This is a genomic window from Mesorhizobium metallidurans STM 2683 (genome assembly GCF_000350085.1).
Taxonomy (GTDB): domain Bacteria; phylum Pseudomonadota; class Alphaproteobacteria; order Rhizobiales; family Rhizobiaceae; genus Mesorhizobium; species Mesorhizobium metallidurans.
Window position 1 is genome coordinate 23,887 of sequence record NZ_CAUM01000051.1, and the last position, 25,651, is coordinate 49,537.

Consider the following 25,651-nt stretch of genomic DNA (forward strand, 5'->3'; position numbering starts at 1 on the left):
TGCATTTCATGGCGAGGGATTCTCATGCCGCTGAGCACCATTCTCATCATCATTCTGATCCTCATCCTGATCGGTGCGGTGCCGGCATGGCCGCATTCGCGCGCCTGGGGTTACGGTCCTTCCGGCATCGTCGGCGTCCTGCTGATCGTACTGTTGGTGCTGCTGTTGATGGGCAGGATCTGAACTGAAGCTCAGGCAGGCGAGGGAGCGGCCGCCAATTGGACGTGCGCACCAGCGTGCGCATCCGCCGGGTGGCGGATTTCCTCTACGAGGAAGTCAAGCGTTATTCGGCCGGTGCCGGCTCCGGAGCGAATTCGGCTCGGTGAGCAAGCCCGGCCATCAGCAGCACGATGACCAGCAGCCCGGACAGCGCGACGAAGATCGGGCCGAAGCTCGAATGCTCGGCGACGAAGCCGATTGCCGATGGCGCCACCAGAATGCCTGAGTAACCCATGGTGGTGACGACGCTCATGCCGGTGCCTGACGACATGCCTTCCTGGTTGCCGCCGGCCGAAAACAGGATTGGCACCATGTTGGCGATGCCGAGGCCGCAAAAGGCAAAAGCCGCGATAGCAACGAAGGGCGAGGGCGCCAGCCCGGCCACCAGCATGCCGGCGGCGGCTGCAAGGGCCGAGATGCGCAGCGTCATCACCGCACCGAAGCGGTTGCGCACGCCGTCGCCAAAGAAACGCATGACGGCCATGATGCCGGAAAAGGCGGCGTAAGCCAGGCCGGCGATGGCAAGGTCGGCGCCGAGTTCCTGCTGCAGATAGAGCGCCGCCCAATCCAGGACCGCGCCTTCGGAGATCATCGTCAGCAGCGCCATCAGCCCGATCAGATAGACGAGCGGATTTCCAGGCAGCGTGAATTTGCGATGTTCGGAGACCGCTCCTCGAGCCGGCTTGTCCTCGGCGATCAGGTAGCGCACCGCCGCGGCAACCGCAGCGAATGCCAGAGCGGTGACGACCGTTGCATGGGCGAGATGACCATAGTTCTGGATGGCGAAACCACCGAGAGCGCCGCCGGCGAAACCGCCAAGGCTCCAGAAGCCGTGCGATGACGACATGATGGCGCGCGACAGCCGCCGTTCCACCACCACCGCATTGGCGTTCATGGCGACGTCCATGCCGCCGATCGAACCGCCGAAGATGAACATGGCGATGGCCGCCAGCGGCACGTTGGGGGCCAGCGCCACCGCCAGCAGGCCGAAGCTGCCGCACAGGCCAAACCAGCGCAGCACGGTGCGCGAACCATGCCTGGAGATCAGGTGGCCGCACCAGGTCATGGCCGCGACGGCGCCGGCACCGAACAACAGGATCAGCAGACCGAGCGTGAACTTGGAGATGTCGAGCCGGGTCAGGAACACCGGAATCTGCGGCGCCCAGCTACCGGTCAGGAAGCCGTTGGCGAGGAAGATGGCCGCCACGGCCCATCGCCCGCGAATGGCGGTCTGCATGATTTTTTGCGCGTGCATTGCGTAGAATCCGGTCTGAAAATGGCCTCGCGGGGTAAATTAGATCGATTCAATTTGCAGTCAAGCGCTAGCGGGCGGCAAGAATTTGGGCCAGGGCCGAGCCGGGAGGCGCCATCATGCCCCCCCCGCGGCCTACCCTTGGTACGGAACTTTGTCAGGTCGCAAAGGCGAGGCGCGAGAGTTGTCGCAGATTGCGAAAGCCACCCGGCAGGAAATGGCTATCTCGATGGCCACTTGAAGGCTACCGGAGCGATCTTGACCACAGGAGTCTGAACCCTCATCACTGTGTGGAAATGTACTGCGAGAGAGGAATTCGTGAGCCGTTATTGGTCGGAGCTTGCCCGAGGTCTGTCGCCATACGTGCCTGGCGAACAGCCTCGGATTCCAGGCCTGGTGAAGCTGAACACCAATGAAAGCCCGTTTGGACCGTCTCCAATGGCGATCGAAGCCGTTCGGTTGGCTGCCGCCGACACGCTCCGCCTCTACCCGGACCCGCAATCCACACACCTTCGAGAGGTGTTGGCCGAATACCACGGTGTTGCGCCCGAGCAGGTCTTCGTCGGCAACGGTTCGGACGAAGTGCTCGCCCACGCCTTCGCGGGATTGCTGAAGCAGCCCAAGCCTGTGCTCTTTCCCGATGTCACCTACAGCTTTTATCCCGTCTACTGCCGGCTATTGGGCATTGACCACGAGACGGTTCCACTCGACGGCGAGATGCGCGTCTGCATCGCCGACTATCTCGATCGGGGCGGCTCCATCATTATCGCCAATCCAAACGCACCCACGGGGATCGCCCTGTCTCGCGCGGAGGTCGAACATCTCGTGAGCGAGCGAGCCGATGCGCCTGTGGTGATCGATGAGGCTTACGTCGACTTCGGCGCGGACAGCGCCATACCCCTGATCCGCGACCATCCCAATCTCCTCGTGGTCCAGACCCTGTCGAAATCCCGCGCGCTCGCCGGCCTTCGCGTTGGCTACGCGATCGGCGACCAGGTGCTGATCGAAGGCCTGACTCGGGTAAAGGACAGCTTCAACTCCTACCCGCTCGGGCGGCCAGCCCAGGCGGGTGCCATCGCCGCCATACAGGACGAGGCTTACTTCCAACAGAAGCGGTCGATCATCATCGGAAATCGGGAGAGCCTGACCGCGGCTCTGATCCAGCTTGGGTTCGATGTCCTGCCGTCCAGCGCTAACTTCGTCTTCGTCCGCCACCCGAGCCACACCGGCCAAGCCCTCTCGGCGGCACTCCGTGAGCGCGCTGTACTCGTCCGGCATTTCTCCGGCGCGCGAGTGTCCGACTTCATCCGGATCACCATCGGATCGAAGGTGGAACTCGACCGCCTGACTGAAGCTCTGGCAGAGTTTCTTGCATCGCCAATGTAGGGTCCGCTGCCAGGCAGCAACCGATGCTAGTGATCCCTGGGGCGTCTTGCCTCGAATTCCGCCTTCTTGGCGTCGGAGGCCACGGTTTGGTTGAGCGCCTGCCATTCGGCATAGGGCATGCCGTAAATGATCTCGCGCGACTGGTCCTTGCTGAGATCGACGCCCTCGGCCTCGGCGGCCTCGCGATACCAGTTGGACAGGCAGTTGCGGCAGAAGCCGGCGAGGTTCATCAGGTCGATGTTCTGGACGTCGCCGCGCTCGCGCAGGTGCGCGACCAGCCGGCGGAAGGCGGCGGCCTCGAAATCGCGTCTTTGCTCGTCGCTGAGTTCGGTCATGGCTTGTCGGCCTCCTTGAGCTTCGGTCACAGCGGCCCGGTGCGCGAGCCGAACATTTTCACCTGATGTATATCGGGACGGCGGTCGATCGCGTCAATGATCGGTGCCAGCCGTTCGGCCCATGCGAGCGCACCCTTGCTATCGGCGATCACGTCCTGGCGGATCTCGATCAGCGCATGGGCGAAGCCGTTGACGATGGCATGCCTGAACATGGTGTCGCCGCGCAAAGCGCCGTCATAGGGCTCGTTGTCGCCGACGACGAGATCCTTGTCGGCCGCCAGCATGTCGATCAGCGGCCGTGCCACCCGGTCGTCGTGGTCCCACAAGATGCCGACATGCCACGGGCGCACAAAGCCCTGCATGACCGGGGTGAAGGAATGCACCGAGAAAATGAAAGGCGCATGTGTGGAAGTCTGCGCCACCGAGGCGATCATGGCGCCGACCGCGTCGTGATAGGGCCGGTAGAAGCGGTCGAGCCGCCTTTCGCGCTCTTCCCAGGCCATAGGATAGTTTCCCGGCACAACGGTGCCGTCATAAAGCTGGCGGATCAGCGTCGGGTCGTCCTCGCCGCGATTGGGATCGATCAGCAGCCGCGAAAAATTGGCGAGCACCGCCGGCGCACCGAGCAGGGCCGCCAGTTCGCGCGTCACCGTCTCGACGCCGATATCATAGGCGATATGGCGGTCGAACTCCGCCGCCGGCAGGCCGAGGCTGCCATACTCTTGCGGCAGGTCGCGGCGGGCGTGGTCGGCCAAAAGCACGATGCCTCGCTTGCGGTCGCCCTCGACGATGTCGAAAGGCGCGAAAACTGTGGATCGGGTCATTGGCGGGAAATGGTCTGTTCGCTGGCTTCCGGGGAGGGTGGTATCGTCATTCCACGAAGAGGACGCCCGCGCAATGCCGTTGTTTGGCCAAGGTTTCTGCGGAAATCTGGAAGAAGACGGCGGACCCTGCGCCAGGGCGTTTCTAAATCGATTGGAATTGGGCAAAAGGGCGCGTTGACATGCGCCCGGACTTTTCCGAAAAGGGGCGTTGAGAGATGCAAATGTGGTTCTTGAGGGGTTTCAGGATGGGTTCCGCCGGCAGGCCGCGCGTGCGCTATGCCTTGGCCATGCCGCTCCTCTCCCTTGCAATCGGCCTGTCGGCGATGGTTGCCGCCTCGCCAGCGCGCGCCGATTTCCGCGTCTGCAACGCCACGCAGAACCTGGTCGGCGTCGGCATCGGCTACCGCGCCAAGGCCGGCTGGATCACCGAGGGCTGGTGGCACATCGAAGGATCGAGCTGCAAGACGCTGATCGAAGGGCCGCTGTCATCAAGGTTTTACTATCTTTATGCAGAAGACGCCGAGCGCGGTGGACGCTGGGATGGCCCGATCAACATGTGCGTGGCCGAAAAAGAGTTCAAGATCGCCGGCGTTACCGACTGCGTCGCCCGGGGCTTCCAGCGCGCCGGATTCCAGGAATATGACACGGGCGAGCAGGCAAGCTGGATGGTCCAGCTCACCGACGAGTCCGCAACGGAAGGCGCTCCAGCCGCCCCGGGAACGAACAGTCAATGAGACGCAGCCGCAAGGTCAAGATCCTCGCCACCATCGGTCCGGCCTCCTCTTCCGAGGAGATGCTGAAGAAGCTCTTCGAAGCCGGCGCCGACGTGTTCCGCATCAATATGAGCCACACCGACCATGAGCTGATGCGCACGCTTGTCGGCCGCATCCGCAGCGTCGAGAAAGCGGTCGGCCGGCCGATCGGCATTCTCGCCGACCTGCAAGGGCCGAAGCTGCGCGTCGGCAAATTCGCCAATGGCAAGGAGGTGCTGAAGCCTGGCCAAAGCTTCACGCTCGACGACAATCCCGAGCCCGGTACCTCTTCAAGGGTCTATCTGCCGCATCCGGAAATCCTGAGCTCGGTCGAGGCCGGCGACCGTCTTTTGATCGACGACGGCAAGCTCGAGCTCAAGGCTGTGGAGAGCAACGGCAAGGCGATCGTCTGCACGGTCGTTGCCGGCACCACCATTTCCGACAAGAAGGGCGTCAGCCTGCCCGATACCGACCTGCCGGTCGGGGCGCTGACCGAAAAGGACCGCAAGGACCTCGACGCGGTGCTGGCCGAGAGCGTCGACTGGGTGGCGCTGTCATTCGTGCAGCGGCCGGAGGATCTGGCGGAAGCGCGCAAGATCGCGCGCGGCCGGGCGCTGATCATGGCCAAGATCGAAAAGCCGCAAGCCGTCGCCCGGCTGGCCGAGATCATCGACCTTTCGGACGCGCTGATGGTCGCTCGCGGCGATCTCGGCGTCGAGATGCCGCTCGAGGCGGTGCCCGGCATCCAGAAGCAGATCACCCGCGCCGCGCGCCGCGCCGGCAAGCCGGTGGTGGTCGCCACGCAGATGCTGGAATCGATGATCACCGCACCGGTGCCGACACGCGCCGAAGTATCCGATGTCTCGATCGCCGTGTTCGAAGGCGCCGACGCCATCATGCTGTCGGCCGAGTCCGCCGCCGGCGCCTATCCGGTCGAGGCAGTGGCGATGATGGACCGGATCGCCACCAAGGTCGAAACCGATCCGACTTATGCCGGCATCATCAACGCGCAGCGCTCGGAGCCGGAAGCGACCGGCGCCGACGCCATTTCGCTCGCCGCCCGCGAAATCGCCGAGACGCTCAAACTGTCGGCGATCATCACCTACACGGCGTCCGGCACCACCGGCCTGCGCGCCGCGCGCGAGCGCCCGCAAGTGCCGATCATAGCGCTGTCGCCGATCCTCAACACGGCGCGGCGGCTGTCGCTGCTGTGGGGCACGCATTGCGTTGTCTCGCCGGACGCCATCGACCTCGACGACATGGTCGACCGCGCCTGCCGCATCGCTCTGGACGAAGGGTTCGGCAAGCCGGGCGACCGCGTCATCATAACGGCCGGCGTGCCGCTGCGGACGCCAGGCTCCACCAACATGCTGCGCATCGCCTATATCGGGTCGGACGCGCAGGCCAGCCGGTAAGTCGCGCTGGGCTCGATTAGATCGGCGCGAGCTCGGCCTCCGGCACCTTGAGGTCGGCGCATTTGCCGGCGCCGTAAGTGTCGCTAGCAATCCGTGCTTCCACGGCCTTCGCCATTGCCTGAAGGTCCACGTCCTTGCCCGCGACTTTTTCGATCGCACCGATGACGAGATCGGCTGCGATCCAGTCGGGCTTGTGGCCGAGATTGTGCACCCAGACCAGCTCGGCGCCTTGTATGTCACGCTCAAGGCCGACCGAATGGATCGTTGCATAGACCACCTTGTCGCGGTCGCCCGAGATGACTACCGTCGACGCCTTGATGTCGCCGTAGTGCGGCGCGGCGCCGAGCACGTAGCGATAGAGTCCCGCGACATCAACGGCATTGGCGCGGAAGGCGCTCGGCCGCAGCACCAGCGGGATCGAAGTCGTGGCGACATAGTTGTCCGGCACTTTGTTGGGTGCGAATACGCAGGCGGTGGAGTCGGCCATCCGCAGCGTTCCCGCCGGATAGCTCAGCGTTTCCGAGAACAGCCAGCCAAGCACCGGAATGACCGTCAGATTGTAATACCAGGCGGTCGCCCCGCCCGACCAGGGATGGGTGGCGGGCGAAATGAAGACAAGGCCGAGCGTCTTGTCGGAATGCCCGCGCGCGAAGGCGGTGGTTATCGCGCCACCGAAGGAGTGACCGACGATGATGGCCTGCTTGATGCCGAGACGGTTCATCAGCACCGCGATGGTGTTGGCCTGCGCCTCCGGGGTCTCGTTGTTGCCAGGACCCCGCGCCGACCAGCCGAAACCCGGGCGGTCGAGGAAGAGCATCTCGGCGCGGCCTTCAAGCAATGGCCTGAGCGGCAGCATCTGATCCCTGAGATTGGCGCTGGCGCCATGGATGAAGACCACCGGTGGCAGCTTGGCGTTGGCGGGTGCTGGAACATGGACATAATGGATGCGGGCGCCGTCGATATCGGCGAAATCGCCGATCGGCGGATTGCGGCGCTCAATCAGCCATGATCCGGCGCGGGTGACACCGGCAAGGGTGAACACAAGCGCCATGAGGAAGGCGAGCGCGGCATAGATCAGGTTCATGAGGGCAGATACGGACCGGAGCGAAATTAGTTCAGGAGTAGGGCAGTAGGGCAGTAGGGCAATAGGGCAGTAGGGCAGTAGGGCAGTAGGGCAGTAGGGCAGAAGGGGTATGTGTTCCAACGGTGCAATCCACACCACTTACATACTGCCTTACTGCCCTACTCCCTTACTCCCCTACTGGTGTCAAATGCCTTCGCCGGCAAGTTCCTCCGACAGCGTGCCGACCTGGTCCTGGGCGCTGCGCATCATCGGATAGATGGTGAGCACGCGCTGCCAGGCTTCCAGCGCCGACTGCTTGTGGCCGGTCGCGGCCATGATCTGCGCCAGGCCGGAAAGCGCGCCGAAATGGCGTGGCTCGAGCCGTAGCGTATGGTCGATGTCCGACATCGATTTCCCAAAATTCTTCATCATGAAGTGCGCGGTGGCGCGCCGGTTCCAGCCTTCGGCATAGGTCGGCTGCAAGGTCACCACCTGATCGAGGAAATCGAGCGCCACGTCGAACTTCTGGTTTTCGATGGCCTTTTGCGACCATTGCATCATCAGGTCGATGGAGGCGCTGCCGGACTGGGACCATTCGCTCCAGATGCGGCCGGCAATACGCTCGGCGGCCTTTTCGTTGCGTTCGCGCTTCAGGTCGACAAACAGCTGGTCGAGCCTTGCCTCTTTGGTCGTGACAACCGGAGGAGTGGCCGGGTCTTCCGCTTGAGCCGGAAGCGAGATCGAACCGAAAAGAAAAAGGGTCGCGAGAAATGCAAAAAGAATCCGCATCGCCGGAATTTAGTCCCGGACGGCGGATCGTCAAACTGAATTTAGCGTGAAAGGGCCGATATGCCGGTATTAGAGCGCCACGCGTCCTTTTGGACGCGTAAAGGACGCTCTAACACTTTGAATTCTCCGCATCGTACTTTCCGAAAATCGATTCCGATTTTCGGGTCGATGCGGTAACATCATATGCGCGCGGCGCAAGGCCGCGCTACAAGGCTCAGCCTTGGCGCGCCTTGTAGCGCGGAGCGGTCTTGTTGATGATGTAGATGCGGCCTTTGCGGCGAACCAGCTGGTTGTCGCGATGACGCGCCTTCAGCGCCTTGAGCGAATTCTTGATCTTCATGGTCTTGCCCGTTGGTGTAGGCCCGGTCCCGGGCCGAATTATAAAGGCGCGCCAGAAGACGCGCCTCAAGACTTGTGCGTGGCTCTTAAACGAGGAGCCTTGCCCATGTCAACCGCAAGCATGCTTCATAAGGCATGCGAATGGCTCGTGCCATCAAATATTCGCCATCGGCGCCTTGCGGGCTACGCCAGCCCTGACGAGGACGAGGGCGGCGACGTGCAATAAAGCTGTCAGCCGCGGCGGCTGGTCCGCGTGAAATGGCCCATCTTGCGGCCCGGCCGCGCCTCGGCCTTGCCGTAGAGATGCAGCATCAGATCGGGCTCGGCGAGCAAAGCCGGAACGCGCAAGACATCGTCGCCGATCAAATTCTCCATGACGCAATCGAAATGCCGGCCAGGATTTCCGAGCGGCAGGCCGGCGACGGCGCGGATATGCTGCTCGAATTGCGAGACGATGCAGGCGGCTTCCGTCCAATGGCCGGAATTGTGGACGCGTGGCGCGATCTCGTTGGCCAGCAATGAACCGTCGGCAAGGACAAAGAACTCGACGCCGATGACGCCGACATAGTCCAGCGCCGCGAGTATCCTTGCCGCCGCCGCCTGCGCCGCCGCTGCTGTTTGGGATGTGATCGCGGCCGGCAGGGTGGACGTATGCAGGATGCCGTCGCGATGGACGTTCTCGGCCGGATCGTAGGCGGCGAGCGAACCGTCCAGCCCACGTGCGGCGATCACCGAGATCTCGCGCTCGAAGGCGACGAAGGATTCCAGGATCAGCGGCACATTGCCCATTGCCTCGCAGGTGCCGGCGAAGCCGCCCGTTTCCATGTTGCGGAAGACGCGCTGGCCCTTGCCGTCATAGCCCATGCGCCGCGTCTTCAAAATGCCGCTGCCGTCGAATTCTCTCAGCGCCGCCGTCAGTTCCTCGTCCGTGTCAACGGGACGGAAATCGGCGGTTCGGATGCCGATGCCGTTGAGGAATTTCTTCTCCGCCACCCGGTCCTGCGACACTTCCAGGGCGCGAGCCGGTGGATAGACCGGCACCGCGGCGGCAAGCGCGTTGGCGGCCACGACCGGCACATTCTCGAACTCATAGGTGACTACGGCGCTGGCCGCCGCCAGTTCGGCAAGTGCTGCCGTATCGTCATAGGCGGCAACGATCTGCCGGTTGGCGAGTTGGGCCGCCGGGCAATCGGCTTGCGGTTCCAGCACGACCGTGCGGTAGCCGAGGCGGGCCGCTGCCATCGCCAGCATACGGCCGAGTTGGCCGCCGCCGATGATGCCGATGGTCGATCCCGCGGGCAGGCTCACGGCGCGTCCGTGGGTTCAGATGCGACCTTGGCGGTCTGGGCGGCGCGCCAGCTATCCAGCCGGGCAGCGAGTTTTTCATCGTTCAGTGCCAGCACGGCAGCGGCCAAAAGGGCGGCATTGGTGGCGCCCGCCTTGCCGATGGCGAGCGTGCCAACCGGAATGCCGGCCGGCATCTGCACGATGGAGAGCAGCGAGTCCTGTCCGGACAGCGCCTTCGATTCCACCGGCACGCCAAAAACCGGAAGCGGCGTCATCGCCGCCGTCATGCCGGGCAGGTGTGCTGCACCGCCGGCGCCGGCGATGATCACCCGAAAACCGGCCGCCTTGGCGCCCTTGGCGAAATCATAGAGCCGGTCGGGGGTGCGGTGCGCAGAGACGATCAGCCGCTTGTGCGGGATGCCCAGCGCCGCCAGCGTTTCGGCGGCGTGGCGCATCGTCGCCCAGTCGGACTGGCTGCCCATGATGATGGCGACGTCGGCACGTTGATCGTTCAAGCTTCTGCTCCCCGGCGACAAAGGCGCGCATTAGCGGAATTCGGGGAGAGCCGCAAGGAACAAGCCCTGGCGGTCACGACAAAGGTCGTGCTGCGGCCGATCAGTCGACCCTGACGACGAAATGCTTCGTCACCGGCTCGATGATCTTCCACGTTCCCTTGAAATCGGCTTCCACCACGAAAGCATCGCCGGGGCCGACTTCGACTGGGGCGCCGCCGTCCGGCGTGATGACGATGCGGCCCGCGATCATGTGCACGAATTCATAGTCGCTGTAAGTGGCGTGATAGGTTCCGGGCGTCGCCTGCCACGTTCCGGACATGACCTTGCCGTCGGCCGTAATATGCTGGACGGCGGTTTTCATGGTCGGCTTGCCCTCGACGACGACCCATCCCGCGAGGTCGCCGGCCTCGGCGTTGTCGACGGCGCCGAATTTGAGGATGGTCTTGTCTGTCATGATCGGGCTCCTGTGCCGGCATTGGCTGCCGGTCCATAGCCGATGCATCCCGCGCGAGCAACGCAGATGCGAGCCGACCGAGGCAGTGACACGCTCGCCGTTCGGCCGGCTTGTTAATCCGGCCAGCGCAAGGCGCCGGACGACACTTTGCGAGCCTCTTTCAAGGCGTCCGCAGGTCGCTCCGACGCGGTCAACACTGCCCGCAGGCGCTCGGCGACGATCTCCGCCTCGCCGGGATGAAGGTTGCAGGGGTCGAGGAAGAAGTGGCCGCGTTCAACCTCGTGGTTGCGCACGATGATCGGAGGTGAGCCCGCCGCCAGCGCCGAGGCGAGGCCGGCGGCGCTGAAGCGGCTTTCCGGACGGACGAAGACCTGCAGGCGATCGAGCGGGTTGGCGGTCGGATCGGGGATGATCTCGGCGCCAATTCCGGCAATGCCTTGCAAGGCGGCCTTCCACAGGTTGAGTGCGGCTTCCTCCCGCTGCCGGATGCCGGCATGGTCACGCTTTTCCCAGGCTTCGAGTGCCGCCATGGTGCCGGCGATGCTTTCCTTGCCGACCTTCATGGCGCGGGCGACGCCACGGTTCTGGAGATAGGCGGCCCGCACCAGATCCTTGCGCCCCGTGACGATGCCGCTGGTCGGCCCCGAGAGGAATTTGTGGCCGCTATAGATGACGATATCGGCGCCGCGAGCGAGGAAGCCGCGCAGATCATATTCCGAGGCGGCGTCGACGATCACCGGAACATCCTTGGCGTGGCAGATCTCGCAGAATTCCTCCAGCGACAGCATGCCGTATTGCACCGTGTGGTGGGCAACGACGTAGAGGCCGGCTGCCGTGCGGTCCCGGATCGCGTCGCGGACATGATAATCCTGCGTGACACTGACCGTGCCGGCCGGGATGGTTTTTGCTCCGGCAAGCCGGATCGACTGGTCGATCGGCGCGCCGTAATTGACGATATGGCCGAGCTGGACAATGACTTCCGACTTCAGCCCTTCCGTGTCGTCCGGCAGCCGCTCGATCGCGAGCAAATTGGTGCCGGTCATGGCGCCGGCAATCGCCATGGTGATGCCACTGGCGCAGCAGGCGGTGATGAAGCCGGCCTCGCCGCCAGTGAGGCGCGCGACGACCGTGCTTGCGGCGCGTTGCAGATCGTCCATCTCAACCCATTGCGAGGCGATTTCCGCCATCGCGCTGATCGCTTCCGGGACAATGATCGAAGCGCCGAGCGCCGTCATCGTACCGGACACATTGATGATTGGGCGAAGGCCGAGCCGTTCGCGGATCGTCGTGTTGGAGCCGTTTGCGGAATAGGTTTTCATCGTTCGCATATCCATGGGTGAGAAGTCAGGCGGCGATCTCGACGACCGCCTCGATTTCGACCGTGATATTGCCCGGCAAGGAGCCGACGCCGATCGCCGAGCGGGCATGCCCGCCGATGCTGTCGAAGACATCGGCGAAAAGATCGGAACAGCCGTTCACCACTTTCGGGTGGTCGCTGAAAGTGGGGATCGCATTGACGAAGCCAAGCAGCTTGACGATGCGCACGATGCGGCCGAGGTCGCCAGCGGCTGCGTGCATGACGGCGAGCAGGTTCAAGCCGGTGAGACGGGCATGCGCATAGGCCTCCTCCACCGTGACATCCTCGCCGACCTTGCCGGTGTAGAACGTGCCATCGGCGCGCAACGGTCCCTGGCCGGAGAGGAAGATGAGCCGTCCGCTCTCGGCATGGGTGACGAAGTTGGCGATGGGTGTCGGCGGCTCGGGCAGCGTCAGGCCCAGTTCGGCGAGCCGGATGTAAGGCGTCATAAAAAGCTCCTTGCGACAGCTTTCGCTGCCCGGTGTCAGAAATGCGAGGCGCGGAACCGCGCCAGGAAGTTGCGAAGGCGTTCATTGTCGATCTCCGTCCCCAGGATCTCGGCCGGCGGCCCGGCAGCGCTGACGCTGCCATCCGCCATGAAGACGATTCGGCTGGAGGCATCGCGCGCAAAGGCCATCTCATGCGTGACCATCAGCATCGTCATGCCGTCCTCGGCCAGGCTGCGCACGACCTCAAGCACTTCGCCGACGAGTTCCGGGTCGAGCGCGGAGGTTATCTCGTCGAGAAGCAGGATCTTCGGCTCCATCGCCACGGCGCGGGCGATGCCGACACGCTGCTGCTGGCCGCCGGAAAGCTCGGCCGGCAGGCTATCGGCCTTGTGGGCGAGGCCGACCCGGCCAAGCCAGTGCTCGGCGATCTTGCGGGCTTCGGCTTCGCTCTTGCCACGCACCTTGCGCAGGCCGAGCATGATGTTGCCGGCCGCCGTCAGATGCGGGAACAGGTTGAAGCTCTGGAACACCATGCCGGTCTCGGCGCGCATCGCCGCCAGATCGCGCTCGCTGCGGCGCTGGCGGGCTCCGGCCTCGCGGTAGCCGACCTCCTTGCCGTCGATGCGGATGGAACCGCTGTCATAGCTTTCAAGGAAGTTGACGCAGCGCAGCAGCGTGGTCTTGCCGCTGCCGGACGGCCCGATGACCGACACCACCTCGCCGCGCTTCACCTCGAGGCTGACGGCACGCAGCACCTCGACGGTTCCGAAGGCCTTGGAGACATCGCGTACATCGAGCAGCGGGGCATTGGCGTTTGCGGACATCTTGCTATTCCCGGATGAAGGAGAAACGCCGTTCCAGCCGCCGGCTGGCGAGCGAAAGGGCGTAGTTGACCGCGAAGTAGACGAGCGCGCCGAGGATGTAGAGCGGCATTGCCTCATAGGTGCGGCCGATGACCTGGTTGATGGCCTGCATCAGGTCGGTGATGCCGAGCAGCGAGACCAGGGCGCTGCCCTTCACCGCATCGGTGACGCCATTGATCCATGGCGGCAGGAAGCGCCTGAACGCCTGGGGGAAGATGACATAGGCCAGGCGCTGGCGAAACGTCAGGCCGATCGCCATCGCCGCTTCGGACTGCCCTTTCGGGATGGAAGCGACCGCGCCCCTGAGATACTCCACGACCTGAGCCGTCTTGAACAGGGTGAGCGCCAGCACGGCCGCCCAGAAGGACTGCAAATGGACGCCGACGGCGGGCAGGCCGTAATAGACGAAGAAGATGAGCACCAGGATCGGAATGCCGCGGATGGTGTCGCTGAAGATGCGCACCGCCCAGCGCAGCGGAGCCGGACCGTAGATAAGCCCGACGCCCATCAATACCCCGGCGATGAGCGACAGCACCACGACCAGCAGCGACACCCAGAGCGTCAGGGCGAAACCCTGGGCGAGGAAGGGCAAGGCGTAGAGAATCTGGCCGAGCATCTAGCGTGCCGCCCTGAACCGGCGCTCGACAAGCCGAAGCGCGAAAAGCAGCACATATCCCGTCACCAGATACATGGCCGTCACCACGAGGTAGACCTCGACGATACGGAAGGTGTTGAAATTGATCCATTGGGCGCCGTAGGTGAGTTCGGGCACCGAGATGACCGAGGCGACCGAGGTGTCCTTGAACAGCGACAGGAAGGTATTGGAGAGCGCCGGCAGCGTGATGCGAAGCATGGTCGGCAGCCGAACATGGACAAGCCTTTGCCAGGGCGTCAGGCCGATCGCCTTGCCGGCGTCGATCTGGCCGCTCGGAACGGCTTCCAGCCCCGAGCGAAACACCTCGACGAGATAGGCGCCGCTATAGAGCGACAGCGTGGCGATGAACGAGGTCTGCGCCGAGTAGGCGATGTCGACCACGGTCGGCAGGCCGTAGAAGACCAGATAGACAAGCAGGATCAGCGGCACGTTGCGGATGAACTCGACATAGGCGGCGATGACGGTTCGCACCACGCGCCCGGCCGAAACGTACCAGACCGCCAGAACGAGCCCGATGACGATGCCGATGGCGATCGAGATCACGGCGAGTTCGAGGCTGAGCAGCAGCCCGCCCCAGAGCTTGTCGAAATGCCGCCAGATCAGGTTGAAATTGAGGGCATAGCCCATGCGTCCGCCTCAGTGCCAAGGGCCATCGAGGAGAAAGAGACGGAAAGGCGCCGATTGTCCGCCCTTCCGCCAGCTGTTATCAGATGACCGGAAAGCCGGGATGGCGCGCCGGCGGCTCCAACCCGAAGTAATCCTTGAAGGCGGCGTCATAGAGCGCCGTCTCGTGGCCGAACATTGCCGTCGCGAAGCTTGTGTTGACGAAGGCCAGCCAGTCGGGATCGCCTTGCCGCAGCGCCGCACCGTAGAGCATCGAGAACCAGCTCTTGCCGGCATCGAAATATTTGTCCGGATTGCGCGAGGCGAGCCAGCGCACCGTCGACAGATCGACCGCGGCCGCGTCGACACGCTTCGACTCCAGCGCCTGCAGCACGTTTGCCTGGGTGTCGATCTGCATCACCTGCGACTCCGGCAGGACGATGTGCACATTTTGCTCGGCATCGACGTTCTGCAGGATGGAAATCCGTGTTGCCGAACCACCGGCAAGCAGCTTGTCGAAGGTCTTGTTCTCTGCGGTCGGCAGGGTCAGCAACGCCACACCTTCAACATAATAGGGTCTGGAGAAGTTGATGAGCTGCGAGCGCTGGGCGGTCATGGTCATGAACTGGATGGTGATGTCGACCTTGTTGGTGGTAACGTTGGGAATGCGCTGTGCCGGGTCCTGCATGACGAATTCCACCTTGGTCGGATCGTCGAAGAGACCCTTGGCAAGAATGCGCCCCATGGTGATGTCCATACCGACGAGTTCGCCGGCATCGTTTTCGAAGTGCCAGGGAGCGTTGGTGCTGCCGGTGCCGACGATCAGCTTGCCGCGATCGAGAACGGTGCGCAGCAGGCTGTCGGATGTGGCCTGAGCCGCGGCCTTCTGGACATCGACCGCTGTGGCTGCGCTCATCACGCCGGCCGTTGCCAGCCCCGCCATGCCCAGTTTCAGAAAATCACGCCTCTTGGATGTATCGTTCACGGCGACCTCCTTTTTCGTGTTGTGTTCCCCTTTGCCGGCACATGCGTCAATGCAATTTGTCTCTTACAAAAGACACATGTATCCTGTACAAGACAGATACTAACATCGGGAATCAACAATGCAAGACGGCAATGCCTTGGCGGCTCGGCTGGACATCGGTCCCGACGAGGACAGGACTTCGGGCTCTCGCGAGAAGGGTCTCAACCGGGTGCTCCATATCCTTGAGTTCCTGCACACGACCCAGCGCGCGGTCGGCATCGGCGACCTCGCCAAGGGCGTGAATGCGCCCCGTTCGACGACCTACACGCTGGTGCGCGAACTCGTCGATGCGGGCCTGCTGGAAATGGCCGGCGACGGCAACCGGGTCTATTTCGGCAAGAAGCTCTACCTCTACGGAATGGACTATGTCAGGGGCAACGACCTGCTCAGGAGAGGCCGCCAGGAAGTCGACAATCTGTCGCGCGAGACCGGCGAGACCTCTGAATTGTGCATGCTGCAAAGCGGCCGCTATACCATCGTCCATTCCAGTCCGGGCACCAGGCCGTTCCGGATCAGCTCGGCCACCGGCTTGCAGATCCCGCTTCCCTGGACCGCCTCCGGCCGCCTGCTGCTGGCCGGTTTCGAAAGGGCAGCGATCGAAGACATGGTGTCCGAAGACGACCTCCTCCTGCCGGACGGCCGCAGATTGCGGCTCGACGATTTCATAGCCGACATCGCTACCGCCAAGGCGACCGGCCATTGCGTCACGTCAGGGCTGGTCGATGCCTACACGAAATGCCTGGCCGCACCGGTCTTCTCGGCGCCCGGCAAGGTGGAGGCGACGATGTGCCTGGTGGTGCCGATAGATACATCCGAAGCAAAGACCGGCGAGCTCATTGCCTTGCTGCGCGGGCGTGCGGCCAGCCTGTCGATCCCGGGTTGAGTTTTTGCTCCTCCGGGGTGCAGGGGCTATTGCATATGCAGCTTTGCTGAAAGCCGGCGGCGTTCGCTCACGCAATGATGTCGGGAATGATCCGGTCTTCCAGCGCCATCAGCCTGTCCTTCAGGAAGAGCTTCTTCTTCTTCATGCGCTGGATCTGCAGCGGGTCGCAGCTCATGGCGATCATCGCGTTGATGGCGGCGTCGAAATCGGCGTGCTCCTGCTTCAGCCGTGAATATTCGAGGCGGATATCAGCCTGTTCCTGTTCGGACATTATCTACCGTCTGCACGTCTGCAACGCCCAAAATGGGCTTGATTTGGGCGGGGGCGGCATATTTTGCCACCGGCGCGCAGCCCTTACCACATTTCACATTGTCGTGGAATGCTACCACGCAGCATTCGACATCGGCGCGTGATGGTGGCAGACTGTCATTGTGCCGTCACAGATGCGAGCCTGCGGTGGACGCGCCTTGACGGCTGCAATCGAGGAAACCATGAAAGGGAGAACCAATCATGTCTCTTGCATCCCATCTTGATGAGTTGCAGCGGAAACACGGCGACATCGAGCGCGAAATCGACGATGCGATGAACCATCCATCGGTTGACGACCTCGAAATCGTGAATCTCAAGCGGCGCAAGTTGGCAATCAAGGACGAGATTGAAAAACTGAGGGCGAAGCCGACGACGCACTGACGCTTTTTCAGGAATAGCTGCGCCGCTTTCGGCGCACGACCATCTTTCCGATGGCTGCGTGCCGCCGGGAGTGTTTTGTTTTAGCCTCTGAACATCATGGCTCCCTGTCATTGGCGACATCGAAGGTGTTTGCCGCCATCTTCCTGTTATGGATTTGCTAGGTCTGCCTGCCTGTCGCCATTGACAAGCCATCTTTGCTCCTCCACCTCATGCCCGGACCTTAGCGCATCGGCCCGAAAACCGGGTCCGGTTTTCGGAAAGCACGATGCGCAGATTAAAAGTGTTGGAGCGTACTTTGTGCGTCCAAGTGGACGCACGTCGCTCCAGAAATAAAAGGCACCCGGCATGACCGGATATTTTTCCTCTCCCTTTGCGCGCCGCACGTCGGTCGGCGTCGATGTCGGCGGCGTGATGGTCGGCGGAGGTGCCCCTGTCGTCGTGCAGTCGATGACCAACACCGATACCGCCGATGTCGACCAGACGGTCGCTCAGGTTGCCGCGCTGCATCGCGCCGGCTCCGAGATCGTGCGCATCACCGTCGACCGGGACGAGAGCGCCGCCGCGGTGCCTTTTATTCGCGACCGGCTTGCCCGCCTGGGCATCAACGTGCCGCTGGTCGGCGATTTCCACTATATCGGCCACAAGCTGCTCGCCGACCATCCGGCCTGTGCGGAAGCGTTGGCGAAATACCGCATCAACCCCGGCAATGTCGGCTTCAAGGACAAGAAGGACCGGCAGTTTGCGGCGATCGTCGAGATGGCGATCAAATACGACAAGCCGGTGCGCATCGGCGTCAACTGGGGCTCGCTCGACCAGGAACTGTTGACCCGGCTGATGGACGACAACCAGGCCCAGGGCTTTCCGCTGACCGCGCAGGAAGTGACGCGCGAGGCGATCGTGCAGTCGGCCATTCTCTCGGCCGAAATGGCGGAGGAGATTGGCCTTGGCCGCGACAAGATCATCCTGTCGGCCAAGGTCAGCGGCGTGCAGGACCTGATCGCCGTCTATACCGAGCTTGCGACCCGCTCAAACCATGCGCTGCATCTCGGCCTGACCGAGGCCGGCATGGGCTCGAAAGGCATCGTCGCCTCGTCCGCCGCGATGGGCATCCTGCTGCAGCAGGGCATTGGCGACACAATCCGCATCTCGCTGACGCCGGAACCGAATGGCGACCGCACGCGCGAAGTGCAGGTGTCGCAGGAACTGCTGCAGACCATGGGCTTCCGGCAATTCGTGCCGATCGTCGCCGCCTGTCCCGGCTGCGGCCGCACGACTTCGACCGTGTTCCAGGAACTCGCCCAGAACATCCAGGCCGATCTCAGGAAGAACATGCCGGTGTGGCGGGAAAAATATCCCGGCGTCGAGAACCTCAAGGTTGCGGTCATGGGCTGCATCGTCAACGGCCCCGGCGAATCCAAGCATGCCGATATCGGCATTTCGCTGCCCGGCACGGGTGAGACGCCGACGGCGCCGGTGTTCGTCGATGGCAAGAAGGCGGCGACGCTGCGCGGGCCGTCAATAGCCGCCGACTTCGAAAAGATGGTCGCCGACTACATCGAGAACCGGTTCGGGCAACACGGCAAGGCCGCGGCGGAGTAGGTGGTGCACTTCCCCCGGGCGACGCTGGTCTTGCTTGCTGGGCTGGGCTTGGCGACAGCCGCCCACGCCGATCCGCCGCGCCCCACCAAACAGCGCCTGATCGACCGGGTCTGCAACCTGATCGAGGCCCATGCAAACCAGAACGGCCTGTCCAAGGATTTCTTTGCCAGGCTGATCTGGAAGGAAAGCCGTTTCGATCCCAACGCGGTCAGCCCGGTCGGCGCCGAAGGCATCGCCCAGTTCATGCCGGGTACCGCCAAGATGCGCGGTCTCGCCAATTCCTTCGATATCGACCAGGCCATCCCGGCCTCGGCGAAATATCTCGCCGAATTGAAAACCGGCTTCGGCAATCTGGGTCTCGCCGCCGCCGCCTACAATGCCGGCGAAACCCGGGTGTCGCGCTGGCTGAAATCCGGCGGCTTCCTGCCGATGGAAACCGAAAGCTATGTTCTGGACGTCATGGGCGAGCCGGCCGACAGGTTCACCGACACCGGCTATGCCGGCATCGTCCGGCCGCTCGACAAGAAGGCGAACTTCGCGGTCGCCTGCCGCAAGCTGCCGGTGATCATGTCCAGAACCGTGGCCATGGCAAGGATCAACGTCAAGCCGTGGGGTGTGCAGGTGGCCGGCAATTTCCGCCGTGCCACCGCGCTCAGCCAATGGAGCAGCGTGAAGCGCCGGTTTCCGGCCTTGCTCGGTGGCAGCAATCCGGTGGTCAGCCGGGTGCGGACCCCGATCGGCAGACGCGGCATCTATGCGGTGCGGATCGGCGCCGACACCAAAGCCAAGGCCGACAATATCTGCCAGAAACTGCAAAGCGTGGGCGGCGCCTGCATTGTCGTGCGAAACCGTTAGGGTTCCGGCGTCCTCGCCGGATCTGAAAAGCGCTGGAAAACATGACCGCCAGGATCGTCCTTCTCAACGGCGCCGGCAGCGCCGGCAAAAGCTCGATAGCCAAAGCGTTGCAGACGATGACTGTCGAGCCCTTCCTGCATGTCCAGAAGGACGTGTTCATCGAGATGCTGCCCGAAGCGCTACAGGATCATGCCGCCGGTTTCGCCTATGAAGCGGTTGGCGAAGAAGGCAGGCCGCCGGTTGTCGCCGTCAAGACAGGCCCAATCGGTGCGCGAACCTTGCGCGGCATGCGGCACGCCATCGCCGCGATGGCTGAACAAGGCAACAACCTCATCGTCGACGATGTGCTGTGCGACGGCGAGATGCCGGAGTATCTACAGCTGTTGTCGAAATTCGATCTTCACCTGGTAGGTATTTTCGCTCCGCTCGATGTTCTCGAGGCCCGCGAAATCCAGCGTGCCGACCGCTTGGCGGGACTGGCGCGCTGGCAGTATGACCGCGTGCATAAGGGTATCGACTACGATCTCGAAGTCGACACCAGCGTCCTTACTCCGCCGGATTGTGCCCGTCGCATCCAGCAAAGATTTCAGTTATAGCGGCTGAGTGCAGGGCCGATCCGTCCTGAGCGAACGCCCTGGCAAAGCTTCGCCAGAACCGTGCGTCGGACGCGCGGCTTTGGCTAGCCCAATTCCGGAAGGCGCCCCCCGCCGATCGGATGACGCGGAATCTATGTTCGCCTTCGAGGGAGGTCAATTCAGCGCGTGGGCGTTTGGCTGACTATTATTGGGTGGATTTCCGAGCAACTGCAATAAGTTGGCGGCTCTAGCGGGAGCAGCATCAGTTGTTGCGGTTCGCCACGAATTTGGCCGCCTGCTTTAGAAGTGCGGCGTCTTCGCCATAGGGATCGAGCAGCGCATGCGCCTGGTCGACCAGCCCGTTGAGCTGGTCCCGTGCCCAGTCGGCGCCGTGCAGCGCCACCAGCGTCGCCTTGCCGGCGGCCGCGTCCTTGCCGGTGGCCTTGCCCATCTGGCTGGCGTCCGCCGTCAGGTCGAGCAGGTCATCGGCAAGCTGAAAGGCCAGTCCGATCGCCGAACCGAACTCGGCCAATCTTTCGCGGTCGGCCGGTGGCGCGCCGGCAATGATCGCGCCCGCCTCGCAGGCGAAGCGGATCAGTGCGCCGGTCTTCATCGCCTGCAGCCGGATGATGCCGGTCTCGTCCGGCCTGATCCGCTCGGCTTCGAGGTCGAGCGTCTGGCCGCCAACCATGCCGCCGGCCCCTGCGGCACGGGCCAGCGCCAGCACCAGAGCTGCCCTGCGCTCCGCCGGCAGCGCTGTCGCCTCATCGGCAATGACGTCGAAGGCAAGCGTCAGCAAGCCGTCGCCGGCGAGGATGGCGGTCGCATCGTCGAAGGCCTTGTGCACGGTCGGCTGGCCGCGGCGCAAATCGTCATCGTCCATGGCCGGCAGATCGTCATGGATCAACGAATAACAATGCACGCATTCGAGCGCGGCCGCCACGCGCAGTGCTGCCTCACCGTCGGCGGAAAACAGCGCGGCACTCTCCAGGACCAGGAAGGGCCGCAGGCGCTTGCCGCCGTTCAACACGCCGTGGCGCATCGCCGCCATCAACTGTCCAGGCCGCGCGATCTCGCCCGAAAGCGGGCGTTCGTCGAGAAGCTGCCTGAGCAGCGCCTCGAGCGGACCAGCGCGTGCGATAAGTGCTGTCTCGAACGGCATTTGATCGTCTTTCGTCATGGCCGGGACCGGTAGCCGACACTCAGACGTTGCGCAAGAAGCCAAGCGCCATTATGCCGGGGCAGGGAGTAGCGGGGGTTGGACGGCTTGGCGGAACCGATCGTCGATCTCGAAACCGAAGGGTTGGACATGGCGGGTAGACCGAAACGCGGCAACCGCATCGGTCTCAAACGCTGGGCCCGGCGCGGCATTGCCGTGGTCCTTGTGCTGGCGCTGATCCCGGCGGTGCTGACCTTCCTCTATCTGCCTTGGTTCGTGCATCCGGTGTCGACGCTGATGCTGAAGGATCTGGCGACGTTTTCCGGCTATGACCGGCGCTGGGTTTCGATCGACGACGTGGCGCCGGTTCTGGCGAATTCGGTCATCATGTCGGAAGACGGGCAGTTCTGTTTCCACCGCGGCATCGATCTTGGCGAATTGAGGGGCGTCGTCGACGATGCGCTGTCGGGCGAGATGACGCGTGGCGCCTCGACCATCACCATGCAGACGGTGAAGAACCTCTATCTCTGGTCGCGGCCGCTGGGTTCGGTGCGCAAGGTCGTCGAACTGCCGCTGGCCCTCTATTTCGACGCGGTTATGTCGAAGCGGCGCATCATGGAGATCTACCTCAACATCGCCGAATGGGGGCCGGGCATCTATGGCATCGAGGCGGCCGCCCAGCATCATTTCGGCGTTTCGGCAAAACAATTGTCGCGGCGACAGGCGGCGCTGCTTGCCGTCACCTTGCCGAACCCGATCGCCCGCAATCCGGCGAAACCCGGCCCGGGGCTGAGACGGTTGGCCTCGCTGATCGAGCGGCGCGCGGGCCGGTCCGGCGCCTATGTCAGCTGCCTCCAGTAAGCGGCAAAAAAATTCGCTTCGGTGCTGGCCAAAACGGCACCAGGCGTGTATAGGCACCCCACTTTCTCAGATTCCGGCCCCTGACGCGGCCCTTTCACGAGGGCGGCCGGGGCGTTTTGACCATCTAGTGGAGCATATCCATGGCCGTTCCGAAACGAAAAACCTCTCCGTCCAAGCGCGGCATGCGCCGCTCGGCCGACGCCCTCAAGGCCCCGACCTACGTCGAGGACAAGAATTCCGGCGAAATGCGCCGGCCGCACCATATCGACCTGAAGACCGGCATGTATCGCGGCCGCCAGGTGCTGACACCCAAGGAAGGCTGAGAAGCGCTTTCCACGGTTTTTGCGACTATCAAAGGACCGGCCAATGGCCGGTCTTTTTGCGTTGGGCGCAGACAAATGTCCACCGCGGCGCTGTCTCCAGCAGCCGTAGCCGCTTCCGGCTGACATGGTTATTTCGCACCGTCTTTGTCCGTGTTCGCGGCCGCATGCGAAAATTCTTGACGGCGGATGCCGGGCGCCTACTACAGAAGGCAGTCCAACCGGAGACGCCTTATGTTCGGTGCCATCCCGCTGCTGATCGTGCCCTTCGTTCTCTACAATCTCGGGCTTCTGGGAATATTCGGCGGTGGCGACGATCCGTGGGCGATCGAAATGTTCTCGGTTCGCATGATGTCGGGCGGCGTCTTCTCGATGACCCTTGGCGACCTGATGGTGCTGATCGGATTGATCTTCTTCTTCATCGAAATGGTGAAAGCGACACGCACGACGAACGCCTCGATCATGGACCATTTGTTGTCGACCTTCGTCTTCGTGGCGTTCCTGGTTGAGTTCCTGCTGGTGAAAGGTGCGGCGCACTCCGTCTTCTTTACGCTGACGGTCATCGCGCTGATCGACGTGCTGGCCGGCTTCTCGGTGTCGATGCGGTCAGCCAGCCGCGACATCAACATGAACTAAGGCTGCAAACGCATCCTTGGTCGCTTTGTTAAAGACTCAGCCCGGGTCGGCGGTGAAGCCGGCGGCTTCGATGCCGGCGATAGCCGCTGCCTCGTCATTGTCCGACGTGTCGCCGGAAATGCCGACAGCGCCGACGATGGCGCCCGATTTGTCACGAATCAGCACGCCGCCGACGACAGGCAGGACGCGTCCGCCGGAGACATCCGAGATGCCGGCGACCAGATGCGGGCGTTCCTTGGCGAAGGCTTCGACACGGCGCGAGCCCATGCCGATGGCGAGCGCGCCATAGGCTTTGCCAGCCGACATTTGCGGACGCAGGAACGAGGCGCCGTCCTGGCGCTGGAAGGCGACCAGATGGGCGCCGGCATCGAGGACCGAAACGCCGAGCGGCTTGAGCTTGAGTTCGGCGCCTTTGGCGAAGGCGGCATCGATGATCTTGATGGCGGTGGCGAGCGTCAGTGCGGTCATGGCATTCTCCTGTTGAAGCGCGTCAATCATCGACCGGGAGCGGGCGATGCAAAATCCCCGCTCCGGTTGAAATTGCTTAAAGCGTGTTGCGCCTAAAGCGCTTCATTGCATTGGCGTGAAGCGGCGAATGAAGGCTGTTGTCGAAGATCCAGGCCGGCCGGCTACTTTTTCTTGGCGCGAGCCGGCTTCTTAACCGGGGCAGCCGGAGCATTGGCAAGGTCTTCCGCTTCCTTGGCGAGGCGCAGCGCCCTCAGCTTGTTGGTCTTGGCCTGGCGGGCATCGCTCTCCGCAACATATTCCGCCATCGCTTTCTGACGGACGGTGGCTGCCTCTTCCTGCTTCTTGAAACGCAAATCGGCCCGCGCGCGGGCCGTATCCTTAGAATTCTCAACCAAGGGCTTTTCCAATCCCGTTAATTATAATTTCGACCCCCTTGATAGCAGAGCCGGCCTGCAATTGGGAAAATAAGTTGGTTAGACGGCCGGTTCGTGCCTCGCCTCCGACGCCTTGCGGGCGACAACCGCTTCGTATCCGGCCTGCAAGACCGCGCGGACCGTGGGGCCTGACGCCAGGGAAGGCGTGCCCAGATGCTCGTGGCGCAAATCGTCCATGAATTTGTTCCACATTGGCGGGCCGCCCTTTTCGAGCAGCTCGGCGCGGATCGAGAGCTCCTCGCTGACCGGCAGCCAGACGCGGCCCCAGGCACCGAGATGCGCCAGGATCGGCACCAGGCTTATCGCCATTTCGGTCAGGCTATAGATCGCTTTCTGCTTGTGGGAGGGATCGTCGGCCTTGGTCAGCATGCCCAGTTCCATCAGGCGCTTCAGCCGGTCGGCGAGGATGTTGGAGGCGATGCCCTCGATCGAACCGTTGAGCAATTCGCGAAAATGACGTTTGCCGCCGAAAATCATGTCGCGAAGGATGATCAAGCTCCACCTGTCGCCAAACACTTCGAGCGACAGGTTGATCGGGCATCCGGACCGGTGGTCGGTGTGCATGCGATTCTCCAGGGGAAAACTGGTTGTATTATCGTATCAGTCTTATTATTGTGCAACTGATTGCAAAATGCAATTGGTCAGGGAGGAGATCGCGACCATGACGAACACTGTGGAACCCGACATCGCATCGCAGACATTTGGCGATCCGGCGCATCCGCCGCTGCTGCTGATCATGGGCGCCATGGCGTCGATGCTCTGGTGGCCGGAGGCGTTTTGCCGGAAACTGGCCGACGAGGGTCTGTTCGTGATCCGTTACGACAATCGCGACACCGGCCGCTCGACCAAATATGCGCCGGGCGAGCCACCTTACACATTCGACGACATGGTGGACGATGCCATTCGCGTGCTCGATCACCATGGCATAAGCAAAGCGCATGTGGCCGGGATGTCGATGGGCGGCATGATCGCGCAGCTTGTGGCGCTGAAATATCCGTCGCGCGTCCTCTCGCTCACCGCGATCAGCACCTCGCCGGCCAGGATCGATACGTCGCATCTGCCCGGAACGAGCGAGGCCTATAAGAAACATTCGGCCGAAGGGGCTGACGTCGACTGGTCCGACCGTAACCAGGTGGTCGACTTCATCGTCAAGGACGCGCAGGTCATCGCCGGCACCGCGCATCCATTCGACGAGGAGCGGACGAGGCGTTTCGTCGAACAGGATTACGACCGGTCCGGCGGCCTGTTGAGCGCGACCAATCATTTCCTGCTCAAGGGCGCTGAAGATCTGGGCGCTGAAGATCGGGGCGCTGAAGATCGGGGCGCTGAAGATCGGGGCGCTGAAGATCGGGGCGCTGAAGATCGGGGCGCTGAAGATCGGGGCGCTGAGGATCGGGGCGCTGAGGGCAGCAAAGGCGACCTGCACGATTTGACGGTTCCGCTCCTCGTCATCCATGGCACGGCGGACCCGATCTTTCCGATCGAGCATGGCGCCGCTCTCGCGGAAGCCGTTGCCGGCGCGAAGCTTGTCCGCATCGAAGGCGGTGGCCATGAACTGCATCCCGATGATTGGGCGGCGGTTATTGCGGG

33 protein-coding genes and 1 pseudogene are annotated in these 25,651 nt (G+C 63.1%); 14 read left to right on the top strand and 20 right to left on the bottom strand.

Features of this window, described 5'->3' with window-relative positions:
* The first annotated feature begins 24 nt into the window (after positions 1 to 24).
* Complete coding sequence (locus tag MESS2_RS30790; protein WP_008873842.1) at positions 25 to 183, top strand: DUF3309 family protein; 159 nt, start codon at positions 25 to 27, stop codon at positions 181 to 183.
* A gap of 38 nt (positions 184 to 221) precedes the next feature.
* Positions 222 to 326 (top strand): annotated as a pseudogene (locus MESS2_RS33940) (LysR family transcriptional regulator); the annotation flags it as partial.
* Here MESS2_RS33940 and MESS2_RS08845 read toward each other — a convergent pair.
* A complete protein-coding gene (locus MESS2_RS08845; RefSeq protein ID WP_040592540.1) occupies positions 284 to 1,474 on the bottom strand; it encodes an MFS transporter in 1,191 nt (396 codons plus the stop codon). The pseudogene MESS2_RS33940 and the gene MESS2_RS08845 sit on opposite strands and share 43 nt — an antisense overlap.
* 315 nt (positions 1,475 to 1,789) lie before the next feature.
* On the opposite strand from MESS2_RS08845, the gene hisC reads away from it, so the two are divergent.
* The gene (gene hisC / locus MESS2_RS08850) at positions 1,790 to 2,857 is read left to right on the top strand and encodes a histidinol-phosphate transaminase (RefSeq protein ID WP_008873844.1); all 1,068 of its coding nucleotides are present in this window, start codon (positions 1,790 to 1,792) and stop codon (positions 2,855 to 2,857) included.
* A 26-nt stretch (positions 2,858 to 2,883) separates the two neighbouring features.
* Here the strand turns inward: hisC and MESS2_RS08855 are convergent, their stop codons facing one another.
* Complete coding sequence (locus MESS2_RS08855; RefSeq protein WP_008873845.1) at positions 2,884 to 3,192, bottom strand: DUF1244 domain-containing protein; 309 nt, start codon at positions 3,190 to 3,192, stop codon at positions 2,884 to 2,886.
* 26 nt (positions 3,193 to 3,218) lie between these two features.
* On the bottom strand, positions 3,219 to 4,016 hold the full coding sequence (locus MESS2_RS08860) for an N-formylglutamate amidohydrolase (RefSeq protein WP_008873846.1): 798 nt from the start codon (positions 4,014 to 4,016) through the stop codon (positions 3,219 to 3,221).
* 287 nt (positions 4,017 to 4,303) lie between these two features.
* Between MESS2_RS08860 and MESS2_RS08865 the strand changes: the two genes are divergently transcribed.
* Both MESS2_RS08865 and pyk read left to right on the top strand, forming a co-directional pair.
* On the top strand, positions 4,304 to 4,750 hold the full coding sequence (locus tag MESS2_RS08865; protein ID WP_425277747.1) for a DUF1036 domain-containing protein: 447 nt from the start codon (positions 4,304 to 4,306) through the stop codon (positions 4,748 to 4,750).
* A complete protein-coding gene (gene pyk / locus MESS2_RS08870; protein ID WP_008873848.1) occupies positions 4,747 to 6,183 on the top strand; it encodes a pyruvate kinase in 1,437 nt (478 codons plus the stop codon). The genes MESS2_RS08865 and pyk overlap by 4 nt, the downstream gene beginning before the upstream one ends.
* A 16-nt stretch (positions 6,184 to 6,199) precedes the next feature.
* Here the strand turns inward: pyk and MESS2_RS08875 are convergent, their stop codons facing one another.
* From MESS2_RS08875 to MESS2_RS08930, 12 genes are all read right to left on the bottom strand, one after another.
* Positions 6,200 to 7,267, bottom strand: coding sequence for an alpha/beta fold hydrolase (locus MESS2_RS08875; protein WP_008873849.1), 1,068 nt, complete (start codon positions 7,265 to 7,267; stop codon positions 6,200 to 6,202).
* A 183-nt stretch (positions 7,268 to 7,450) separates the two neighbouring features.
* Complete coding sequence (locus MESS2_RS08880) at positions 7,451 to 8,035, bottom strand: tetratricopeptide repeat protein (protein WP_008873850.1); 585 nt, start codon at positions 8,033 to 8,035, stop codon at positions 7,451 to 7,453.
* A 214-nt stretch (positions 8,036 to 8,249) separates the two neighbouring features.
* The gene (gene ykgO, locus MESS2_RS08885) at positions 8,250 to 8,375 is read right to left on the bottom strand and encodes a type B 50S ribosomal protein L36 (protein WP_006203764.1); all 126 of its coding nucleotides are present in this window, start codon (positions 8,373 to 8,375) and stop codon (positions 8,250 to 8,252) included.
* Between the two features lie 230 nt (positions 8,376 to 8,605).
* Positions 8,606 to 9,682 carry a 5-(carboxyamino)imidazole ribonucleotide synthase gene (locus MESS2_RS08890; RefSeq protein ID WP_008873851.1) on the bottom strand — a complete coding sequence of 359 codons (1,077 nt, stop codon included), beginning with the start codon at positions 9,680 to 9,682 and terminating at the stop codon, positions 8,606 to 8,608.
* Complete coding sequence (purE, locus tag MESS2_RS08895; protein WP_008873852.1) at positions 9,679 to 10,176, bottom strand: 5-(carboxyamino)imidazole ribonucleotide mutase; 498 nt, start codon at positions 10,174 to 10,176, stop codon at positions 9,679 to 9,681. Before purE ends, MESS2_RS08890 begins: the two co-directional genes overlap by 4 nt.
* Positions 10,177 to 10,276: 100 nt before the next feature.
* Positions 10,277 to 10,630, bottom strand: coding sequence for a cupin domain-containing protein (locus MESS2_RS08900; protein WP_008873853.1), 354 nt, complete (start codon positions 10,628 to 10,630; stop codon positions 10,277 to 10,279).
* A gap of 113 nt (positions 10,631 to 10,743) precedes the next feature.
* On the bottom strand, positions 10,744 to 11,949 hold the full coding sequence (locus MESS2_RS08905; RefSeq protein WP_008873854.1) for an aminotransferase class V-fold PLP-dependent enzyme: 1,206 nt from the start codon (positions 11,947 to 11,949) through the stop codon (positions 10,744 to 10,746).
* 25 nt (positions 11,950 to 11,974) lie between these two features.
* Entirely contained in the window at positions 11,975 to 12,436 is a 462-nt protein-coding gene (locus MESS2_RS08910; RefSeq protein ID WP_008873855.1) for a RidA family protein, read from the bottom strand.
* Positions 12,437 to 12,471: 35 nt separating this feature from the next.
* On the bottom strand, positions 12,472 to 13,260 hold the full coding sequence (locus tag MESS2_RS08915; RefSeq protein ID WP_008873856.1) for an amino acid ABC transporter ATP-binding protein: 789 nt from the start codon (positions 13,258 to 13,260) through the stop codon (positions 12,472 to 12,474).
* 4 nt (positions 13,261 to 13,264) lie between these two features.
* The gene (locus MESS2_RS08920) at positions 13,265 to 13,915 is read right to left on the bottom strand and encodes an amino acid ABC transporter permease (protein ID WP_008873857.1); all 651 of its coding nucleotides are present in this window, start codon (positions 13,913 to 13,915) and stop codon (positions 13,265 to 13,267) included.
* Positions 13,916 to 14,581, bottom strand: coding sequence for an amino acid ABC transporter permease (locus MESS2_RS08925; RefSeq protein WP_008873858.1), 666 nt, complete (start codon positions 14,579 to 14,581; stop codon positions 13,916 to 13,918). It abuts the gene before it with no gap.
* 79 nt (positions 14,582 to 14,660) lie between these two features.
* A complete protein-coding gene (locus MESS2_RS08930) occupies positions 14,661 to 15,542 on the bottom strand; it encodes a transporter substrate-binding domain-containing protein (RefSeq protein WP_008873859.1) in 882 nt (293 codons plus the stop codon).
* A gap of 118 nt (positions 15,543 to 15,660) precedes the next feature.
* On the opposite strand from MESS2_RS08930, the gene MESS2_RS08935 reads away from it, so the two are divergent.
* Positions 15,661 to 16,464, top strand: coding sequence for an IclR family transcriptional regulator (locus MESS2_RS08935; RefSeq protein ID WP_008873860.1), 804 nt, complete (start codon positions 15,661 to 15,663; stop codon positions 16,462 to 16,464).
* A gap of 67 nt (positions 16,465 to 16,531) precedes the next feature.
* Here MESS2_RS08935 and MESS2_RS08940 read toward each other — a convergent pair whose 3' ends face one another.
* Positions 16,532 to 16,735, bottom strand: a complete 204-nt coding sequence (locus tag MESS2_RS08940; protein ID WP_006327868.1) for a YdcH family protein — start codon at positions 16,733 to 16,735, stop codon at positions 16,532 to 16,534.
* Between the two features lie 239 nt (positions 16,736 to 16,974).
* Here MESS2_RS08940 and MESS2_RS08945 point away from each other — a divergent pair, with 239 nt between their 5' ends.
* From MESS2_RS08945 to MESS2_RS08960, 4 genes are all read left to right on the top strand, one after another.
* A complete protein-coding gene (locus MESS2_RS08945; protein ID WP_008873861.1) occupies positions 16,975 to 17,154 on the top strand; it encodes a YdcH family protein in 180 nt (59 codons plus the stop codon).
* A 345-nt stretch (positions 17,155 to 17,499) separates the two neighbouring features.
* A complete protein-coding gene (gene ispG / locus MESS2_RS08950) occupies positions 17,500 to 18,753 on the top strand; it encodes a flavodoxin-dependent (E)-4-hydroxy-3-methylbut-2-enyl-diphosphate synthase (protein WP_008873862.1) in 1,254 nt (417 codons plus the stop codon).
* Positions 18,754 to 18,756: 3 nt separating this feature from the next.
* A complete protein-coding gene (locus tag MESS2_RS08955; protein WP_008873863.1) occupies positions 18,757 to 19,608 on the top strand; it encodes a transglycosylase SLT domain-containing protein in 852 nt (283 codons plus the stop codon).
* 41 nt (positions 19,609 to 19,649) lie between these two features.
* Positions 19,650 to 20,204 (top strand): chloramphenicol phosphotransferase CPT family protein, encoded by a 555-nt coding sequence (locus MESS2_RS08960; RefSeq protein WP_008873864.1) that lies wholly within the window; start codon positions 19,650 to 19,652, stop codon positions 20,202 to 20,204.
* A gap of 241 nt (positions 20,205 to 20,445) precedes the next feature.
* On the opposite strand, the gene MESS2_RS08965 is transcribed toward MESS2_RS08960, so the two are convergent.
* Positions 20,446 to 21,363, bottom strand: coding sequence for a polyprenyl synthetase family protein (locus MESS2_RS08965; RefSeq protein WP_040592548.1), 918 nt, complete (start codon positions 21,361 to 21,363; stop codon positions 20,446 to 20,448).
* Between the two features lie 78 nt (positions 21,364 to 21,441).
* Here MESS2_RS08965 and MESS2_RS08970 point away from each other — a divergent pair, with 78 nt between their 5' ends.
* The 3 genes from MESS2_RS08970 to MESS2_RS08980 all read left to right on the top strand — a co-directional run bounded on the left by MESS2_RS08970 (position 21,442) and on the right by MESS2_RS08980 (position 23,159).
* Positions 21,442 to 22,203: a biosynthetic peptidoglycan transglycosylase gene (locus MESS2_RS08970; RefSeq protein ID WP_008873866.1), complete on the top strand. Its 762-nt coding sequence runs from the start codon at positions 21,442 to 21,444 to the stop codon at positions 22,201 to 22,203.
* A 140-nt stretch (positions 22,204 to 22,343) separates the two neighbouring features.
* Positions 22,344 to 22,526 carry a 50S ribosomal protein L32 gene (gene rpmF, locus MESS2_RS08975; RefSeq protein WP_008873867.1) on the top strand — a complete coding sequence of 61 codons (183 nt, stop codon included), beginning with the start codon at positions 22,344 to 22,346 and terminating at the stop codon, positions 22,524 to 22,526.
* A 231-nt stretch (positions 22,527 to 22,757) separates the two neighbouring features.
* Complete coding sequence (locus MESS2_RS08980; RefSeq protein ID WP_008873868.1) at positions 22,758 to 23,159, top strand: hypothetical protein; 402 nt, start codon at positions 22,758 to 22,760, stop codon at positions 23,157 to 23,159.
* Between the two features lie 36 nt (positions 23,160 to 23,195).
* On the opposite strand, the gene MESS2_RS08985 is transcribed toward MESS2_RS08980, so the two are convergent.
* The 3 genes from MESS2_RS08985 to MESS2_RS08995 form a co-directional block, all read right to left on the bottom strand.
* Positions 23,196 to 23,627 (bottom strand): GlcG/HbpS family heme-binding protein, encoded by a 432-nt coding sequence (locus tag MESS2_RS08985; protein WP_008873869.1) that lies wholly within the window; start codon positions 23,625 to 23,627, stop codon positions 23,196 to 23,198.
* Between the two features lie 161 nt (positions 23,628 to 23,788).
* The gene (locus MESS2_RS08990; protein ID WP_008873870.1) at positions 23,789 to 24,022 is read right to left on the bottom strand and encodes a hypothetical protein; all 234 of its coding nucleotides are present in this window, start codon (positions 24,020 to 24,022) and stop codon (positions 23,789 to 23,791) included.
* Between the two features lie 78 nt (positions 24,023 to 24,100).
* The gene (locus MESS2_RS08995; protein WP_008873871.1) at positions 24,101 to 24,625 is read right to left on the bottom strand and encodes a winged helix-turn-helix transcriptional regulator; all 525 of its coding nucleotides are present in this window, start codon (positions 24,623 to 24,625) and stop codon (positions 24,101 to 24,103) included.
* Between the two features lie 97 nt (positions 24,626 to 24,722).
* Here MESS2_RS08995 and MESS2_RS09000 point away from each other — a divergent pair.
* On the top strand, positions 24,723 to 25,651 hold a 929-nt coding region (locus tag MESS2_RS09000), incomplete at its 3' end, for an alpha/beta fold hydrolase (RefSeq protein ID WP_051069069.1).

What these genes read in the sequence shown, in the direction of transcription:
- MESS2_RS08880 (WP_008873850.1), bottom strand. Translation starts at nt 8,035, where the DNA reads ATGCGGATTCTTTTTGCATTTCTCGCGACCCTTTTTCTTTTCGGTTCG.
- MESS2_RS08940 (WP_006327868.1), bottom strand. Translation starts at nt 16,735, where the DNA reads ATGTCCGAACAGGAACAGGCTGATATCCGCCTCGAATATTCACGGCTG.
- MESS2_RS08985 (WP_008873869.1), bottom strand. Translation starts at nt 23,627, where the DNA reads ATGACCGCACTGACGCTCGCCACCGCCATCAAGATCATCGATGCCGCC.
- MESS2_RS08960 (WP_008873864.1), top strand. Translation starts at nt 19,650, where the DNA reads ATGACCGCCAGGATCGTCCTTCTCAACGGCGCCGGCAGCGCCGGCAAA.
- MESS2_RS08900 (WP_008873853.1), bottom strand. Translation starts at nt 10,630, where the DNA reads ATGACAGACAAGACCATCCTCAAATTCGGCGCCGTCGACAACGCCGAG.
- MESS2_RS08925 (WP_008873858.1), bottom strand. Translation starts at nt 14,581, where the DNA reads ATGGGCTATGCCCTCAATTTCAACCTGATCTGGCGGCATTTCGACAAG.
- MESS2_RS08945 (WP_008873861.1), top strand. Translation starts at nt 16,975, where the DNA reads ATGTCTCTTGCATCCCATCTTGATGAGTTGCAGCGGAAACACGGCGAC.
- MESS2_RS08855 (WP_008873845.1), bottom strand. Translation starts at nt 3,192, where the DNA reads ATGACCGAACTCAGCGACGAGCAAAGACGCGATTTCGAGGCCGCCGCC.
- MESS2_RS30790 (WP_008873842.1), top strand. Translation starts at nt 25, where the DNA reads ATGCCGCTGAGCACCATTCTCATCATCATTCTGATCCTCATCCTGATC.
- MESS2_RS08920 (WP_008873857.1), bottom strand. Translation starts at nt 13,915, where the DNA reads ATGCTCGGCCAGATTCTCTACGCCTTGCCCTTCCTCGCCCAGGGTTTC.
- MESS2_RS08935 (WP_008873860.1), top strand. Translation starts at nt 15,661, where the DNA reads ATGCAAGACGGCAATGCCTTGGCGGCTCGGCTGGACATCGGTCCCGAC.
- MESS2_RS08910 (WP_008873855.1), bottom strand. Translation starts at nt 12,436, where the DNA reads ATGACGCCTTACATCCGGCTCGCCGAACTGGGCCTGACGCTGCCCGAG.
- ispG (WP_008873862.1), top strand. Translation starts at nt 17,500, where the DNA reads ATGACCGGATATTTTTCCTCTCCCTTTGCGCGCCGCACGTCGGTCGGC.
- ykgO (WP_006203764.1), bottom strand. Translation starts at nt 8,375, where the DNA reads ATGAAGATCAAGAATTCGCTCAAGGCGCTGAAGGCGCGTCATCGCGAC.
- pyk (WP_008873848.1), top strand. Translation starts at nt 4,747, where the DNA reads ATGAGACGCAGCCGCAAGGTCAAGATCCTCGCCACCATCGGTCCGGCC.
- MESS2_RS08845 (WP_040592540.1), bottom strand. Translation starts at nt 1,474, where the DNA reads ATGCACGCGCAAAAAATCATGCAGACCGCCATTCGCGGGCGATGGGCC.
- MESS2_RS08860 (WP_008873846.1), bottom strand. Translation starts at nt 4,016, where the DNA reads ATGACCCGATCCACAGTTTTCGCGCCTTTCGACATCGTCGAGGGCGAC.
- MESS2_RS08995 (WP_008873871.1), bottom strand. Translation starts at nt 24,625, where the DNA reads ATGCACACCGACCACCGGTCCGGATGCCCGATCAACCTGTCGCTCGAA.
- MESS2_RS08875 (WP_008873849.1), bottom strand. Translation starts at nt 7,267, where the DNA reads ATGAACCTGATCTATGCCGCGCTCGCCTTCCTCATGGCGCTTGTGTTC.
- MESS2_RS08905 (WP_008873854.1), bottom strand. Translation starts at nt 11,949, where the DNA reads ATGAAAACCTATTCCGCAAACGGCTCCAACACGACGATCCGCGAACGG.
- MESS2_RS08980 (WP_008873868.1), top strand. Translation starts at nt 22,758, where the DNA reads ATGTTCGGTGCCATCCCGCTGCTGATCGTGCCCTTCGTTCTCTACAAT.
- MESS2_RS08865 (WP_425277747.1), top strand. Translation starts at nt 4,304, where the DNA reads ATGCCGCTCCTCTCCCTTGCAATCGGCCTGTCGGCGATGGTTGCCGCC.
- rpmF (WP_008873867.1), top strand. Translation starts at nt 22,344, where the DNA reads ATGGCCGTTCCGAAACGAAAAACCTCTCCGTCCAAGCGCGGCATGCGC.
- MESS2_RS08965 (WP_040592548.1), bottom strand. Translation starts at nt 21,363, where the DNA reads ATGACGAAAGACGATCAAATGCCGTTCGAGACAGCACTTATCGCACGC.
- MESS2_RS08915 (WP_008873856.1), bottom strand. Translation starts at nt 13,260, where the DNA reads ATGTCCGCAAACGCCAATGCCCCGCTGCTCGATGTACGCGATGTCTCC.